At 66.4% G+C, this 16,626-nt stretch carries 14 protein-coding genes and 1 pseudogene; 11 read left to right on the forward strand and 4 right to left on the reverse strand.

Annotation, left to right across the window (positions count from 1 at the left end; all coding sequences use genetic code 11):
• Positions 1-15: 15 nt before the first annotated feature.
• Positions 16-2,016: a 4-alpha-glucanotransferase gene (malQ, locus tag A5771_RS15565; protein WP_064856089.1), complete on the reverse strand. Its 2,001-nt coding sequence runs from the start codon at positions 2,014-2,016 to the stop codon at positions 16-18.
• Between the two features lie 172 nt (positions 2,017-2,188).
• Here malQ and glgX point away from each other — a divergent pair, with 172 nt between their 5' ends.
• The 3 genes from glgX to treZ are packed head-to-tail and all read left to right on the forward strand — an operon-like array spanning position 2,189 to position 8,406.
• Positions 2,189-4,390, forward strand: coding sequence for a glycogen debranching protein GlgX (gene glgX / locus A5771_RS15570; RefSeq protein ID WP_064856090.1), 2,202 nt, complete (start codon positions 2,189-2,191; stop codon positions 4,388-4,390).
• 4 nt (positions 4,391-4,394) lie between these two features.
• Complete coding sequence (treY, locus tag A5771_RS15575; protein ID WP_064856091.1) at positions 4,395-6,692, forward strand: malto-oligosyltrehalose synthase; 2,298 nt, start codon at positions 4,395-4,397, stop codon at positions 6,690-6,692.
• Positions 6,685-8,406, forward strand: coding sequence for a malto-oligosyltrehalose trehalohydrolase (gene treZ / locus A5771_RS15580; RefSeq protein WP_064856092.1), 1,722 nt, complete (start codon positions 6,685-6,687; stop codon positions 8,404-8,406). The genes treY and treZ overlap by 8 nt, the downstream gene beginning before the upstream one ends.
• Positions 8,407-8,420: 14 nt before the next feature.
• Here the strand turns inward: treZ and A5771_RS15585 are convergent, their stop codons facing one another.
• From A5771_RS15585 to A5771_RS15595, 3 genes are all read right to left on the reverse strand, one after another.
• The gene (locus tag A5771_RS15585) at positions 8,421-8,636 is read right to left on the reverse strand and encodes a hypothetical protein (RefSeq protein WP_064856093.1); all 216 of its coding nucleotides are present in this window, start codon (positions 8,634-8,636) and stop codon (positions 8,421-8,423) included.
• A 117-nt stretch (positions 8,637-8,753) separates the two neighbouring features.
• Positions 8,754-9,311 carry a hypothetical protein gene (locus tag A5771_RS15590; RefSeq protein WP_064856094.1) on the reverse strand — a complete coding sequence of 186 codons (558 nt, stop codon included), beginning with the start codon at positions 9,309-9,311 and terminating at the stop codon, positions 8,754-8,756.
• Between the two features lie 23 nt (positions 9,312-9,334).
• A complete protein-coding gene (locus tag A5771_RS15595; RefSeq protein WP_109401171.1) occupies positions 9,335-10,426 on the reverse strand; it encodes a ferredoxin--NADP reductase in 1,092 nt (363 codons plus the stop codon).
• A 172-nt stretch (positions 10,427-10,598) separates the two neighbouring features.
• Between A5771_RS15595 and hsaA the strand changes: the two genes are divergently transcribed.
• The 8 genes and pseudogenes from hsaA (at position 10,599) to A5771_RS15630 (ending at position 16,625) form a co-directional block, all read left to right on the forward strand.
• Entirely contained in the window at positions 10,599-11,789 is a 1,191-nt protein-coding gene (hsaA, locus tag A5771_RS15600) for a 3-hydroxy-9,10-secoandrosta-1,3,5(10)-triene-9,17-dione monooxygenase oxygenase subunit (RefSeq protein WP_064856096.1), read from the forward strand.
• Positions 11,790-11,806: 17 nt separating this feature from the next.
• Positions 11,807-12,709 (forward strand): iron-dependent extradiol dioxygenase HsaC, encoded by a 903-nt coding sequence (gene hsaC / locus A5771_RS15605; RefSeq protein WP_064856097.1) that lies wholly within the window; start codon positions 11,807-11,809, stop codon positions 12,707-12,709.
• 35 nt (positions 12,710-12,744) lie between these two features.
• The gene (gene hsaB, locus A5771_RS15610; protein WP_193374489.1) at positions 12,745-13,296 is read left to right on the forward strand and encodes a 3-hydroxy-9,10-secoandrosta-1,3,5(10)-triene-9,17-dione monooxygenase reductase subunit; all 552 of its coding nucleotides are present in this window, start codon (positions 12,745-12,747) and stop codon (positions 13,294-13,296) included.
• Between the two features lie 161 nt (positions 13,297-13,457).
• Complete coding sequence (locus A5771_RS15615) at positions 13,458-14,240, forward strand: FadR/GntR family transcriptional regulator (RefSeq protein ID WP_234783065.1); 783 nt, start codon at positions 13,458-13,460, stop codon at positions 14,238-14,240.
• Between the two features lie 397 nt (positions 14,241-14,637).
• A complete protein-coding gene (locus A5771_RS23610) occupies positions 14,638-14,790 on the forward strand; it encodes a hypothetical protein (protein WP_207545459.1) in 153 nt (50 codons plus the stop codon).
• A pseudogene (locus tag A5771_RS15620) lies at positions 14,777-15,160 on the forward strand (thiolase C-terminal domain-containing protein); the annotation flags it as partial. The gene A5771_RS23610 and the pseudogene A5771_RS15620, both read left to right, overlap by 14 nt.
• A 31-nt stretch (positions 15,161-15,191) precedes the next feature.
• Positions 15,192-15,389 (forward strand): ferredoxin, encoded by a 198-nt coding sequence (locus tag A5771_RS15625; RefSeq protein WP_064856232.1) that lies wholly within the window; start codon positions 15,192-15,194, stop codon positions 15,387-15,389.
• 99 nt (positions 15,390-15,488) lie between these two features.
• Positions 15,489-16,625 (forward strand): NAD(P)H-dependent flavin oxidoreductase, encoded by a 1,137-nt coding sequence (locus A5771_RS15630; protein WP_064856099.1) that lies wholly within the window; start codon positions 15,489-15,491, stop codon positions 16,623-16,625.
• Position 16,626 lies beyond the last annotated feature (1 nt).

Raw genomic sequence — 16,626 nt, forward strand, 5'->3', positions numbered from 1 at the left:
CGATTCGGGACACGATTACTTGCCGGATGCGTCATTGCGGCCTTCGCCGGCCGAGAACATCGCCGCGGTGCGGGCGATTCTCGGGTCGGTGCGCAGCTGCTCAAGAGGCTCGCGCAGCGGCAGCCGCCAGTTCGGATATTCGTCGACGGTGCCCGGCAGGTTGGGCTGACGGGGTTCGGCCAGCACGTCGTATGGGGAGACCAGTTTCAGCCGGCTTGGCGTGGCCGCCAAGAAGCGGTGCAGGGCGTCGATGATCTGCGGCTCTTCCACGGCCCTGTCGTCCTGCTCGAGAAAACCTTCTGAACGCAGCAGGGCCAGCCATTCGGCTCGCTCCTGCTCGGCGGCGCCTTGTGCGGCGGCCACGTCGTCGAGCAGACCCAGCTTGGCGCGTGCCCGTACGTGTTCGCCGCGGAAGAATCCAGCTGCCGTGGGCAGATCGTGGGTGGAAATGCTGGCAGCCGCTCGCGAAGGCCACGCCGGCGGCGGGAGCAGGGGCTGGCTGGGCGCCGCTTCGTCCCGGGTGAACCAGGACACCGCGCAGCCCAGCATCTCGTTGTCGGCCAGGGCGCGGGTGACCTCCGGTTCGACGGTGCCCAGGTCCTCGCCGATGACCACGGCGTGGGCGCGATGCGCCTCCAGCGCCAGCACCGCGAGCATGACATCGGCGTCGTAGTAGACGTAGGTGCCGCGATCAGGGCCCTCGCCTGGCGGGATCCACCACAGCCGCCACAAGCCGGCGACGTGATCGATGCGCACACCGTCCGCGTGGGCCAGGACGGCCCGCAGCATGTCGCGTACCGCCTTGTAGCCGGTGTCCGCCAAGCGGTCCGGCCGCCAGGGCGGTAGAGACCAGTCCTGTCCACGAGGGCTGAACGTATCGGGGGGCGCGCCGACACTGGCCTCAACGGCCAGCACGTCGGCCAGCGCCCAAGCGTCGGCGCCCTCGCCGTCGACGCCGACGGCCAGGTCGTGCAGCACCCCCACCGCCATGCCCGCGTCGTGTGCGGCCTGCTGCACGGTGCGCAGCTGTTCGGCGCAGCGTTGCTGAACCCAGGCATGAAACGCTACCCGCGGAGCGAGCTCGGTTCGCGCCGCGGCAACGGCGCTCCCGGCCGCGTCGTGCAGCGGCGCCGGCCATGTCGTCCACCGAGCGCCATGGCGTTCGGCCAGCGCACAGTAGGTCGCCCAGTCCCGCAACGCACCGCTGTCTGGCCCCTCGTCCAGCCCGGATGGGCGGCCCGCGGCACGCCAGATCAACTCCAGGGCTGCGCGTTTAGCCGACCAAACCAGGTCGTAGTCGATGCGCGCGGTGTCCGCAGCGACCCGCAGCGCATCGATCTCGGCCCGGGTGGCCGGGTCGGCGCGCCGATAGCCGTCGAGGTCACCGATGCACAGTGCCAGCGGGTTGGCGAATCGCCGGCTCGACGGCGTATATGGCGACGGCTGCACCGGATGCGTCGGCCCCGGCGCGTGCAGCGGGTTGAGCAGCACCGCTCCAGCGCCGTGTTCGGCGGCGGTCCACGTGACCCAATCCCGCAGGTCGGACAGATCGCCGATGCCCCACGAGCGGGCGGACCGCAGTGCGTACAACTGCAGCATCCATCCCCACGTTGCCGGGGCCTGCGGCACCTGGGCCGGAGCTGCCACCAGCGTGACCTGCTGGCCGGTGCGCAGCGCAACGTCATACCAGCCCGGCGCCAGATCGGCGGGCAGTTCGTTGCGCACCACGCTGCGGACGCCGTCTTCGTCGATTAGCGCAACGGCGCCGGACAACGGCTGCGGACGCCCGGTCACCCGCACTGCCACCGTGGGTGGCGACAGCCCCGCACGGTCGCGTTCGTCCAGTCGGGCCAACTCATGACGGCAGTCGGTTTCGCTGCCGGCCTCGACGTCGAGCAGCCGAAGCACCCGGGTGACGACGTCGGCATCAACCTGCACCAGCTCGCGCCGCTCGTTGCGATAGGCGGTGGCTACGCCGTGGGCCGCTGCCAGACGACGCAGGTCATCAGAGACCACGACAACGCTTATACCCGGGTCGGGGGACTTTCAACAGCGGCCGCCGGGCGGGTACATCTGACCGTACTGTCGTAGCTGGGCATAGTTTGACCGCTCGACAGGCGGGTAGCCACACCGGGCTGGGCGCGTCGCGGCGTTGAAGTACCGAAAGTCTTGACGAGATTGGGTGAATATGGGCGCTACCCGAAATCCGGCGAACGAGGCCGCTGCTGTCGGAGATTCGCAGGAGAACCCGCCGGTGTTGCAGACCACCTGGCCGGGCAGCAGCGCCCCGCTGGGAGCCGCCTACGACGGCGGGGGAACCAACTTCGCCCTGTTCTCCGAGATCGCCGAGCGGGTCGATCTGTGCCTGATCGACGAGCACGGTGAGCAGACCTGCATCCCACTCGACGAGGTGGATGGCTACGTCTGGCACGCCTACCTGCCGACGGTGGCGCCGGGACAGCATTACGGCTTCCGGGTGCACGGGCCTTTCGACCCGCCGGCCGGGCACCGCTGCGACTCCAGCAAGCTGCTGCTCGACCCCTACGGCCGGGCGTTCGCCGGCGACTTCGACTTCGGTCAGCCGCTGTTCTCCTACGACATGGCCGCCGGTGGCGAGGCGCCGCAGGCCGAGACCCTGCCGAGGGTCGACTCGCTGGGGCACACCATGACCAGCGTGGTGATCAACCCCTACTTCGATTGGGCGTCCGATCGGCCGCCCAACACCCCCTACCACGAAACGATCATCTACGAGACCCATGTGAAGGGCATGACGCAAACCCATCCGGGCATTCCGGAGGAGTTGCGCGGTACCTACGCGGGATTGGCGCACCCGGCCGTCGTCGACCACCTGCAGGCACTCAACGTCACGGCGATCGAGCTGATGCCGGTGCACCAGTTCATGCACGACGACCGTCTGCTGCAGCTGGGTCTGCGAAACTACTGGGGCTACAACACCTTCGGGTTCTTCGCCCCGCACAGCCAGTACGCGGCGAACCGGCAGCCCGGCGCGGCGGTCGCGGAATTCAAGACGATGGTGCGCACCTTCCACGAGGCCGGCATCGAGGTGATCCTCGATGTGGTCTACAACCACACCGCCGAAGGCAACCACATGGGCCCCACCATCAACTTCCGCGGAATCGACAACGCCGCCTACTACCGGCTCGTCGACGACGACCGCAGCATGTATATGGATTACACCGGAACGGGAAACAGCCTCAACGCGCGTCACCCGCATGCGCTGCAGCTGATCATGGATTCACTGCGGTACTGGGTGACCGAGATGCACGTCGACGGGTTCCGCTTCGACCTGGCATCGACCTTGGCTCGCGAGTTCTATGACGTCGACCGCCTTTCGGCGTTCTTCGACCTGATCCAGCAGGACCCGGTGGTCAGCCAGGTCAAGCTGATCGCCGAGCCGTGGGACGTCGGTGAAGGCGGATACCAGGTCGGCAACTTTCCCGGCCTGTGGACCGAATGGAACGGAAAGTACCGGGATACCGTGCGTGATTACTGGCGCGGCGAACCGGAGACACTGGGGGAGTTCGCCTCCCGGCTCACCGGTTCGTCGGACCTCTACGAAGCCACCGGACGCCGGCCCGGCGCCAGCATCAACTTCGTCGTCGCCCACGACGGGTTCACCCTGCACGATCTGGTGTCCTACAACGAAAAACACAACGAGGCCAACCACGACGACAACACCGACGGCGAGAGCCACAACCGGTCGTGGAACTGCGGCGTCGAAGGCCCCACCGACGACCCGGCCGTTCTGGCACTACGGGCTCGGCAGATGCGCAACATCATGGCCACCCTGATGCTGTCCCAAGGCACACCGATGATCGCGCACGGTGACGAAATGGGCCGCACGCAGCACGGCAACAACAACGTCTACTGCCAGGACAACGAACTCGCCTGGATGGATTGGTCGCTGGCCGAGAAGAGTGCCGACCTGCTGGCCTTCACCCGCCGGGTGACGCAGCTTCGCAAAGACCACCCGGTGTTTCGCCGTCGCCGGTTCTTCGAAGGCCGTCCGGTGCGCCACGGTGACGAGATCGGTGACATCGCCTGGTTCACCCCCGCCGGTCAGGCGATGAGCCAAGACGATTGGGACAGCGGCTTCGACAAATGCATCATGGTCTTCCTCAACGGTGACGGGATCCGCGAGCCGGACGCCCGTGGCGAGCGGGTGGTGGATGACTCGTTCCTGCTGTGCTTCAACGCGCACGAAGATGCGGTCGAATTCGCCGTTCCCGGTGCTGATTACGGCCAAGAGTGGACCGTCGAGCTGGACACCGCGGAGCCGACGGAGCCGGAAGCCCCTCGCGAGGTGCAGGCCGGGAACGAGATGCCCGTTGCGGGGCGTTCGCTGCTGGTCATGCGGAAAGTGCGCTGAGGCGATGGCGCGCCCGGTGCTGTCCACCTACCGCTTGCAGCTGCATGGCGGTGAAAGCGGTTTCGCGTTCACCTTCGCCGAAGCCGAGCAGCTCCTGGACTACTTCGACGAACTCGGTGTATCGCACCTGTATCTCTCACCGATCATGACCCCGGTGGGCGGATCGGCGCACGGTTACGACGTCGTGGATCCGACCACGGTGTCTGCCGAATTGGGCGGGCCGCAGGGTCTGGCCCGGCTCTCGGCGGCAGCGCAGGCTCGCGGAATAGGTCTGATCGTCGACATCGTGCCCAATCACGTCGGCGTGGCAAAACCGGAGCAGAACCCGTGGTGGTGGGACGTGCTGAGGCACGGCCGATCCTCGCCGTATGCTGCGTTTTTCGACATCGACTGGGAGCTCGGTGACGGTCGAATTATCCTGCCGGTACTGGGGTCCGACGCCGACGTCGCCGACCTGGCCGTCGACGGCGAGGTGCTGCGATTGGGCGATCTGGTTTTTCCGATCGCCGACGGAACCGGCGCCGGCAGCGGGGCGCAGGTCCACGACCGCCAGCACTATCGACTGGTCGGGTGGCGCAACGGCACCTGCGGATACCGGCGCTTCTTTTCGATCACGTCGCTGGCGGGCCTGCGCCAAGAGGAACGGACGGTGTTCGATGCCTGGCACGCCGAGCTGTCCCGCTGGTTCGACGCCGGACTCGTCGACGGCGTGCGGGTCGATCACCCGGACGGCCTTTCGGATCCGGGGGGCTACCTGCAATGGCTGCGCGCGCTGGTGGGACCGGACGCCTGGATCGTGGTGGAAAAGATTCTGGCCATGGACGAATCGCTGGAACCGACCCTGCCGGTAGCCGGCTCCACCGGCTACGACGTACTGCGGGAGATCGGCGGGCTGTTCATCGACCCCAACGGTGAGCCGGCCTTGACCGAGCTGTTCGAAACCGCCGGCGTCGATTACCGCGCGATGCCGACGTTGGTGGCCGAACAGAAGGAGTTCGCGGCGTCGGCGACACTGGGTAGCGAGCTGGCGCGGTTGCGCCGTTGCGTGGTGAGCACCATCGGCGTCGACCATCTGCTGCTGGCTGATGCCCTCGTGGCGCTGCTCGGTCAGGTCGGTGTTTACCGCAGTGACTACCCGGGCCTGGCGGTGAGACTGTCGGTGGCGCTGGCCGAAACACAGTCGCAGCGGCCGGAACTCGGCGAAGCGCTTCAACTGGTCGCGGCCGCGATCGCCGGCGGCGGGGAATGCGCGGTCCGGTTGCAACAATTGTGCGGGGCAGTGACGGCCAAGGCGATCGAAGACTGCCTGTTCTACCGCGACGCGCGATTGGTCTCGCTCAACGAAGTCGGCGGCGACCCACAGTGTTTCGGGGTGGGGGCGGCCGAGTTTCATGATCGGGCCGCTACCCGGGCGCGGCGCTGGCCGCATACGATGACCACCCTGTCCACCCACGACACCAAACGCGGCGAGGACGTGCGGGCCCGCATCGGCGTGCTGTCGCAGGTGCCGTCGCTGTGGGCCGAATTCGTCGCCCGTTGGGAGGCCGGTGTCCCCTCGCCGGACCTGGCGACCGGGCTCTTCCTGTGGCAGAACATTTTCGGGGTATGGCCGGTCGACGGCCAGGTGAGCACCACGCTGCGCGAGCGACTGCATGCCTACGCCGAAAAGGCCGCTCGCGAGGCGGCCCGGCTCACCTCATGGCACGACCCCGACACCGAGTTCGAGGACGCGCTGCACCGCTGGCTCGACGATGTGCTGGACGGGCCCATCGCGCAGCAGCTGACCGAGCTCGTCGCCGAACTTGGTCCGCACATCGACACCGACATCCTGGGCCAGAAGCTGTTGGCGTTGACCGTTCCCGGCGTTCCGGATGTGTACCAGGGCACCGAACTCTACGACGACAGCCTGGTCGACCCGGACAACCGGCGCGAAGTCGACTACACCGTGCGCCGCGAGGCGCTCAAGGCGTTGCACCACCCGAAAATGCGGGTGGTCGCCGCGGCGCTGCGAACGCGGCGAGCGCGTCCCGACACCTTCCTGTACGGCGGCTATTACCCCGTGCTGGCGTCGGGCCCGGCCGCCGAACACATCGTTGCGTTTCGCCGGGGCGTGGACGTAGTGGTGGCGGTCAGCCGTTGGACGGTGCGCCTGGGCGAGGACCGATGGCGCGACACCGACATTGCGCTGCCACCCGGCACGTGGGCCGACGCCCTCTCCGGCTCCCGGCACCGCGGGCCGGCCCCGGCCGGCGAAGTGTTCTCCGAGCTCCCGGTCGCGCTGTTGGAGCGGGTCGATGGCTGACTTCGCGGTCTGGGCGCCCAACCCCGCCGTCGTCGCCCTCGATATCGACGGGGTGACCCACCCGATGACCAAGGCCGAGGGCGGCTGGTGGCAGACGAGTGTGCAGGCGCCGCCTGACGCCCGCTACGGGTATCTGATCGACGACGACCCGCAGGTCCTGCCGGATCCGCGGTCCGCGCGCCAACCCGACGGTGTGCACGCCCGCTCGGCGTTGTGGGATGAGGCCGGCCCGACTTGGGCCGACGACCACTGGGCCGGACGAAGCGTCGAAGGTGCGGTGATCTACGAGCTGCATATCGGCACATTCACCCCGGCGGGCACCTTCGATTCGGCCATCGAGAAACTGGATCACCTGGTCGATCTCGGCGTCGACTTCGTCGAACTGATGCCGGTCAATGCCTTCTCCGGAACGCACGGCTGGGGATACGACGGTGTGCTGTGGTACGCGGTGCATGAGCCCTACGGCGGCCCGGATGGCTTGGCGCGCTTCGTCGACGCCTGTCACGGTCGCGGCCTGGGTGTGCTGATCGACGCCGTTTTCAACCACCTCGGTCCGTCCGGCAATTACCTGCCCCGTTTCGGGCCGTACCTGTCGGCGGCACGCAACCCGTGGGGCGACGCCATCAACATCGACGGCGGCGACTCCGACGAAGTACGCCGCTACATCATCGACTGCGCGCTGCGCTGGATGCGGGTCTTCCACGCCGACGGGCTGCGACTGGATGCGGTGCACGCGCTGGTGGACACCACCGCGATCCATATCCTCGAAGAGCTGGCCGCTGAAACCGAATCGCTTGCTGCGCAATTGGGCCGTCCGCTGGCGCTGATCGCCGAAAGCGACCGCAACGACCCCCGGACCATCTCCCGTCGCGAAGACGGCGGCTACGGGATCACCGCGCAATGGGACGACGACATCCATCACGCCATCCACACCGCGGTCTCCGGGGAGCGCCAAGGCTACTACGCCGACTTCGGCAGCCTCGCCACGCTGGCAACCACGTTGCGGCACGGCTTTTTCCACGCCGGCACATATTCGTCGTTTCGCCGCCGGCGGCACGGTCGGCCGCTGCCCGTCTCGCGGATTCCGGCTACCCGGCTGCTGGCCTACACCTGCACCCATGATCAGATCGGCAACCGGGCACTCGGTGACCGACCGTCGCAGAACCTGGCCGCCGGACAGCTCGCGGTCAAAGCCGCACTCGCACTCCTTTCCCCGTACACCGCAATGCTTTTCATGGGCGAAGAATGGGGCGCCCTGACTCCGTTCCAGTTCTTCACCTCGCATGAGGACCCGCAGGTGGCCCGCGCCACCGCCGAAGGCCGCAAAGCCGAGTTCGCCGAGCACGGCTGGGAAGCCGAGGAGATCCCGGACCCGCAGGACCCGGAAACCTTCCAGCGCTCCAAGCTGGACTGGGACGAGGTCGGCGGGCAAGGCCATGCGCACCTGCTCGACTTCTACAAAGCACTGATCAGGCTGCGCACGCACGCCGAGCTGGCCGATCCCTGGCTGAGCCACTTGGAGGTCGACTATGACGAGGATCAGCGTTGGGTCGCCATGCGCCGCGGCCGAATCGTGGTCGTCGGCAACCTGAACGAGGATGCGGTAGTTGTGCCGGTGCGCGGGGAGCTGCTACTGGCCTGGGGAGTACCAACGTTCGAGAGCGACACCACCCGGCTGCCGGGCCACTCGGTCGCGGTGCTGCAGACGGCGTGAGGGCCCGACCGACCTCAGGTGCTGCGGTGCCGTAGATGGGCTCCGGTGCGGTGAATCGGGACCTTCTCACCCGGGTGGATGTGCTTCTTGAACGGCATCACCTCGTAGGTGGTGGTCGCCGAAGTCTTCCCCTTCTTCGCCACACCCACGACGCGGCCTTCGAGGTCTCTTGCCGACCGGTAGTTGAAGTAAACGGCGTCCCCTACCTTGAAGTCATCGCCGGCCGACATCTCGCTTCTCCCGTCGTTGGTTTCTCGGCGAGCGTGCAACCAGTGCGAATTTTCGCGAAAATCTCGCACTGCGTACACGTTCGGCGGGTAGCCCCGGACGAACCCGCGTAAACCCGGCTAGAACACCGTCTGGGCGCAGGTGGCCGGCGTGTGCAGGTTGACCCCGCTGTAGACCACCTGGATGTGGGTGCACACGATCACGTTGGCGTCGGTCTTGGGCCGGCCGGTGGAGTACTCCAAAACGTCGATGCTGCCGTTGGTCTGGTATTTCTCCGGCGGGCCTTCGCCGTAATACATTGATTGGATCACCGCACCGGTGCCGTCCTTGAACACCTTGGTTCCCGGGCCGCCGCGGTCCTTGAACCAGCCCTCGCCGCCGTCGGTGTGCACGTCAAGATATGCCGTCCGCTTCGAGGAGCGGATCTCGGTGCTTTGACGGGCCCACAGGTCGGGCGGGAAGCCGGTCAGGCCCTCCGGAGTCTGCAGCCGCACCCCGACGGTGAACCGACACAGCGGCGGGGCGGCGCAGTCGACCCAACTGTGGGTCTGCAGCTGATCGAACTCGTTGACCGGCATCAGACTGGTCTTGGTGTCACTTGCCGCCGAGGAGATCGCGGGCGGGACCAGCGCGGCCAGCAGCGTCAACGCCGCCGGCACTATCAGCAACCGCTTCATGTCGCACCAACCTAGACCCGAGATCACTCGTCGTAGGTTACTTCCACCGAATCCGTCTCGGGATGGGCCTGGCAGGCCAGGATCAGCCCCTCGGCGAGGTCTTGGGGCTCGAGCACATCGTTGACCTCCATGCTGACCTTGCCGTTCTTCAGGACGCAGGCGCAGGCGCCGCAGTGACCCTCCCGGCAGGAGAACGGGGCGTCGAGGCCCTTGTCGAGCAGCAGGTCCAGCAGCTTGACATGGCGCGGCCATGCCACCTCATGGGTCTCGCCGTCCAGCTCGACGGTGACGGTGGCCGGCGGGGCGGCCTCCTCGTCCCCTTCGGGCGCGTCGGCAATGGTGACCGCGGCGAACGGGTCACTGTCCAGCGACTTGAACACCTCGAGATGAACCTGCTCGGCGGGGACTTTCAACGCCTCCAGGGCGTCCCGCGACGCCTGCATGAACGGGCCCGGGCCGCAGATGAAGGCTTGGCGGTCGGTGTAGGGGCCGGCCAGCTGGGCCAGTGCGGCGGCACTGGGCAAGCCCTGCAGCGACTCCAGCCAGTGCACGACGGTCAGCCGATCGGGGTACTTGACGGCCAGCTCGCGCAGCGCGGCGCCGAAGATCACCGACCGTTCGTCGCGGTTGGCGTAGATCAACGTCACCTTGCCGCTGCCCTGCGACAGCGCCGATTTGCAGATCGCCATCATCGGGGTGATGCCGCTGCCGGCGGCCAGCAGCAGGAAGTCGGTGTCCAGCGACTTGGGCACGAAGGTGCCCGACGGCGCCAGCACGTGCACCCGCATCCCGGGCTTGGCGTGGTCGCACAGCCAGTTCGACGCGTAGCCGTCCGCGGTCCGCTTGACGGTCACGGTCAGCGAGTCGTCGGTGAACGGGGAACTGCACAGCGAGTAGCACCGGGCCACCGAGCCGGTGCGCTCGCTGGGAATCCGCAGCGTCAGGAACTGCCCGGGCGAGTACTTCAGCCGGGCCGCGGGGATCTCCGGATCGTCGGGCCCGTCGGGCACCCCGAACACCAGCGAACACGCGTCGTCGGTCTCGGCGACGACTTCGGTGATCTGCAATTCCAGGACGTGACTACCCAGTGGTTCGTCCGGAATGGTCTCCGCCACGGCCCGCCCTTCATCGTCGGTCATAACTAGAACAGGTTACAGAAAATCAGTCCGGGATCGCTACCAGCCGCAGGAACACCCCGCTCGACACAAATCGGAACGTGTTCTAATCTCACTCTAGGCTGGTTGAAAAAACGGGCCGCTAACCTGCTCACTTCTGGGAGGCAATCTAGTGACGTCCATTCAGCAGCGTGACGCGCAGTCGGTGCTCACCGCCATCGACGACCTGCTTCCGCAGTTGCGCGAACGCGCCCAGGAAACCGAGGACCTGCGCAAGATTCCCGACGCCAGCATCAAGGCGCTCGAGGAGATCGGCTTCTTCACGCTGTTGCAGCCCGAGCAGTGGGGCGGCCTGCAGTGCGACCCCGCGGTGTTCTACGAGGCGGTTCGCCGCATCGCCAGCGCGTGTGGCTCCACGGGCTGGGTGGCCTCGATCATCGGCGTGCACAACTGGCACCTGGCGCTGTTCGACCAGCAGGCCCAGGAAGAGGTGTGGGGCGAGGACACCAACGTGCGGGTGTCGTCCTCCTACGCCCCGATGGGCGCCGGCGTGGTCACCGAGAACGCCGACGGTTACATCGTCAACGGCGCCTGGAACTGGTCGTCGGGCTGTGACCACGCCACCTGGGCGTTCCTGGGTGGCCCGGTCATCAAGGACGGCAAGCCGGTGGACTTCGGCAGCTTCCTGATCCCGCGCAGCGAGTACACCATCGACGACGTCTGGCACGTGGTCGGCCTGCGCGGCACCGGCAGCAACACCGTCGTGGTCAAGGACGTCTTCGTGCCGCGGCACCGCTTCTTGTCCTACAAGGCGATGAATGACCAGACCGCCGGCGGTTATGAGACCAACACCGCGCCGGTCTACAAGATGCCGTGGGGCACCATGCACCCCACCACGATCTCGGCCCCCATCATGGGCATGGCCTACGGCGCCTACCAGGCCCACGTCGACCACCAGGGCAAGCGGGTGCGGGCGGCGTTCGCCGGCGAGAAGGCCAAGGACGACCCGTTCGCCAAGGTGCGGATCGCAGAGGCGGCCAGTGACATCGACGCCGGTTGGCGGCAGCTGATCGGCAACGTCGCCGACGAGTACGCCCTGCTGGCGGCCGGCCAGGAGATCCCGTTCGACCTGCGCGCCCGCGCGCGGCGCGACCAGGTACGTGCCACCGGCCGGGCCATCGCCTCCATCGACCGGCTGTTCGAGGCGGCCGGCGCCACCGCGCTGTCCAACGACGCTCCGGTGCAGCGGTTCTGGCGTGACGCACACGCCGGTCGGGTGCACGCGGCCAACGACCCGGAGCGGGCATACCTGATCTTCGGCAACCACGAGTTCGGGTTGCCGCCCGGCGACACAATGGTCTGATCTGGAGGGAGCCACCGATGAGTATCCGTTCGTTGGGATATCTGCGGATTCAGGCCACCGACATGGCGGCCTGGCGAGAGTTCGGCCTCAAGGTTCTCGGCATGGTCGAGGGCGACGGCCCCACCGAGGGTGCGCTGTACCTGCGGATGGACGACTTCCCCGCCCGGCTGGTGGTCGTGCCCGGCGACACCGACCGGCTGCTGTCGTCCGGCTGGGAGTGCGCCAACGCCGCGGGGCTGCAGGAGATCCGGCAGCGCCTGGAGGCCGAGGGCACGCCCTACAAAGAGGGCACCGCAGCCGAACTGGCTGAGCGCAGCGTCGTCGAGATGATCACCTTCGACGACCCCTCCGGGAACACGCTGGAGGCCTTCCATGGTGTGGCTCTGCAGCACCGTCGGGTGGTCAGCCCCTACGGGCACCGGTTCGTCACCGAGGAACAGGGCCTGGGCCATGTGGTGCTGTCGACCAAGGACGACGCCGAGGCGCTGCACTTCTACCGCGACGTGCTGGGCTTCCGGCTGCGTGACTCGATGCGGCTGCCCCCGCAGATGGTGGGCCGCCCGGCCGACGGCGACCCGGCGTGGCTGCGGTTCTTCGGCTGCAACCCGCGCCACCACAGCCTGGCGTTCCTGCCGATGCCCACCCCGACCGGCATCGTGCACCTGATGGTCGAGGTGGGGGAGGCCGACGACGTCGGGCTCTGCCTGGACCGGGCCTACCGCCGCAAGGTGCCGATGGCCGCCACCCTGGGCCGGCACGTCAACGACAAGATGCTGTCGTTCTACATGAAGTCGCCCAGCGGATTTCAGATCGAATTCGGTTGCGAAGGGCTGGAAGTCGACGACGACGACTGGGTGGCCCGGGAGAGCACCGCGGTCAGCCTGTGGGGGCATGACTTCACGGTGGGCATCGAGTCGTAGCAGTGAGCTCCGAATCGACGAAAGACGACCTTCCGATCGACCCGCGCGCGTTCCGCAACGTACTCGGTCAGTTCTGTACGGGGATCACCATCATCACCACCGTCCACGACGACGTGCCGGTGGGGTTCGCCTGCCAGTCGTTCGCGGCGCTGTCGCTGGACCCGCCGCTGGTGCTGTTCTGCCCGACGAAGATGTCGCGGTCCTGGCAGGCCATCGAGGCCAGCGGACGCTTCTGCGTCAACATCCTGGCCGAAGAGCAGAAGGACATCTGCGCCCGGTTCGGCTCGCGGGAACCGGACAAGTTCGCCGGGGTGGACTGGAAACCCTCGCCGCTGGGCTCGCCGATCCTGGCCCGGTCACTGGCCCACATCGACTGCACGGTGGCCTCGGTGCACGACGGCGGCGACCACTTCGTGGTTTTCGGTGCGGTGCAATCGCTTTCCGATGTGCCCGAGGTCAAGCCCCGGCCGCTGCTGTTCTACCGCGGCGACTACACCGGCATCGAGCCGGAGAAGACCACGCCGGCCCAGTGGCGCGACGACCTGGAGGCGTTCCTCACCGCCACCACCGACGACACCTGGCTGTAGTCACCGCCGCTTGTCGCCGTGGGGCGCAGCAGTGCGGCGTGATCCGTCGCTCGCGCGATCGCGTCGGCGCGTTTCGGGTTCGCCCAACCTAGTTAAGCTAGATACTTCATGTAATATATGCACTCCGATGTTTGGGCGGCTCCAAATGGGAGAAGGATTGCGTGGCTGATCGGGGTTTGGGCGGCCTGACCGGTACACACGCGCGTGTTCGACCGATGAAGATGTCCGATCAGATCGCGGCGCAGATACGCCGCATGATTGCCCGTGGCGAGCTGGTTGATGGGGATTGGCTCCCGACTGAAGCGGAACTTATTGAGAGGTTCGGCGTTTCGCGTCCCACGCTCCGCGAGGCGTTCCGTCTGCTCGAAGGCGACTCGCTCGTGACCATCCGCCGTGGTCCGCCAGGCGGAGCGCGCGTGACGCTGCCCGGGCCAGACGCGGTAGCCGACCTGTTCGGAATGATCCTGATGCTGTCGGGGACAACCATCGGTGATGTGTGGGACGCTCGTCTGACCATCGAACCCCCCGCGGTACGTCGGCTCGCGGAATCCGCCACGAAGACCGTTATCAAGCGCCTCGATGCGGAACTGGACACACTCAGGTCGGTGATCGATGACCCCAGGGAGTTCGGCAAGGCCGGCGTGCGTTTCTATGTCAGGTTGGTTGAACTCTCGGGAAACCACACGTTGACTGCGGTCATTGGGATGCTGTCGGTGATAATCGAGCGCGAACTCGCAAAGTCGCTTGTTGAGATCGGGCCGGATAGCGACGAAGTGCGCCGAGCGAACCGCCGCGCTCTTCGTGGCTACGAGAAGGTGGTCGAACTCATCCGGGCCCGTGACAGTGAGGCCGCCGAGTCGGCCTGGCTCGAGCACATGAACAGCGTGCGCCGCTACGTGGCAAAGACGCAAAAACAGGATCACGTCATCGATTTGCTGTATTAGCCAATGATGCGTCGGTGACCGCCCTCCGGGATGTGCCGCCGACGACCTCGCTCGTGCCGAACGATGGATCACACGAGACTACGATGCCATCGACGTGAGAGTTCTCGCCGCTTCCCCCTCCGTCCGGTGAGCATCCGGTTGGGTCCCGGAGCGCCGCGTCAATGGCACGGCATCCGGCCAGAAGCCTTCTTGGCGAGAGCCGGATTGTGCGGGCCGAGCGCAAGAACGAATGCGGCGTGGCGGCTGAAATGGATTGCTGGCGGCACCGGGGTGCTCCCGATCCTGGTGCGCCTGGGTCTGGCTGTGCGCCACCCGAGCCAATGAAAAGCGTTCGGTGGTGGCGTCGTTCGGTTGGATTGACGCATTCAACGACGGCCGTAGCTGAGGCAGAACGGTGATGCCCGATGCCAAAGCACCGCTACCGGCGCTCGATCCGGGCAACACCGCGTTCTGGACGGGCGGTGCCATCGGGGAACTGCTGATCTGCCGCTTTGCACGGCAGGCCGTATTGGGATCAATACCAGGACTTGACCTCGATGGCGGCTCATGACGCCGCGGAGTCATTGTGGCGCACTACAGATCTGACACCGAGCGACGTCAACATAGCTCAGCTCTACGACGGATTCACCATTCTTACTCTCATCTGGCTCGAAGCGCTTGGCCTCTGTGGTAGGGGCGAATCCGGCGAATTCGTCTGTGGCGGAGCGAGAATCTCCCGTTCCGGCGAGTTGCCGCTCAACACCGGGGGTGGCCGGCTGTCGGCCGGACGGTTACACGGATTCGGGCATCTGCATGAGGCGTGTGTACAGCTTCGTGGCGCCGGTGGAGATCGGCAGGTCGCTGTAGCACCCGAGGTCGCGGTGGTGGCGGCGGGCGGCGGCTACCTGGCCGGTGCGCTGCTGCTGACCACCTGCCGTTGAACTCATGAAATTCCGAGAAAGGCTGGAAACAATGAAGGTTAGCGTCGATAGCGGACGCTGCGAGGGTCACGGGATGTGTGACGCGACGACGCCGGGCTTCTTCACCCTAGATGAGGATGGCTTCAGCTCGATCGGCTCGGACCGGGTTGTGCCTCCCGGTAGGGAGCGTGCGGTTCGCATGGGCGCGGAGTTCTGCCCGGCCGCCGCGTTGACGATCAACGAGAGTTAACCCCCAACCAGTAGAGAGCTTGCCTAATCAACCGGCAGCCCCTAAGGTCTGCATAACGGACGATAGGCGTCGGTAATAGACACGGAAGTGGGAACGGCAGTGAAGACCCAGATCTGCGAGATGTTCGGTATCGAATTCCCGGTGTTGGCGTTCAGTCACTGCCGGGATGTCGTCGCCGCGGTAACCAATGCAGGGGGATTCGGTGTCCTGGGAGCGTCGTCTCACAGCCCCGAGCAACTGGAGCACGAGCTCACGTGGATCGACGAGCACGTCGGGGGCAAACCCTACGGTGTGGACATCGTGTGCCCGGAGAAGTTCGAAGGCAAAGGCCTGGAACTGACCTCTGATCAACTGCTGGAGATGGTTCCGGACGCCCACCGCGACTACGTCGTCGAACTGCTGGGCGAGCATGGCGTCAGCATGGATGAGATCGGCGAGCGCCCGTTCCAGATGATGCAGACCCTGTCGGACTCCATCGGCGAAAAGTTACTGGAGGTGTCATTCCGCCACCCGATCAAGTTGATCGCCAATGCGCTCGGTGTACCGCCGCAGTTCATGATCGATCGAGCGAAGGCCGAGGCTGTTCCGGTGGCCGCGTTGGTCGGCGCCAAGGAACACGCGATCAAGCAGGTGCAAGCCGGGGTCGATGTCTTGGTCGTCCAGGGGACCGAGGCGGGAGGGCACTGCGGCGAGGTCACCACCATGGTCCTGGTGCCTGAGGTCAAAGAGGCGATCAAAGCGATCCGAGATGTGCCGGTCCTCGCCGCGGGTGGCATCGTCACCGGCAGGCAGGTCGCGGCCTCTATCGCGCTGGGCGCTGCCGGGGCATGGACTGGATCGGTGTGGTTGACCACCGAAGAGGCCGAGACTGCGCCCTACACCGTTCAGAAGATGCTTGCCGCGAACTCGCGTGACACCGTCCGGTCCAAGGGGCGGACCGGAAAATACTCGAGACAGCTCAAGTCTGCGTGGACCGATGCCTGGGAGCCGGGCGCGGACGGGCCGGGTTCGCTTCCCATGCCGTTGCAGGCAGTGCTGTCCGACAACGTGCTGCGCCGTATCGATGTGCTCGCCGAGAACGGCAACAAGGGCGCCCAGGAACTGGCGACCTATTGGGTGGGGCAGGGCGTCGGGCTGATGAACAAGGTCAAGCCGGCTCGTGAAGTGGTCCGCGAAATGATCGAGGACTACATTGACGCCGCTGAAAGCATCGCAAAATCTCTGGCGGACAACTGAT

Origin of the sequence: Mycolicibacter sinensis (assembly GCF_001667375.1) — a bacterium.
GTDB classification, from domain to species: domain Bacteria; phylum Actinomycetota; class Actinomycetes; order Mycobacteriales; family Mycobacteriaceae; genus Mycobacterium; species Mycobacterium sinense_A.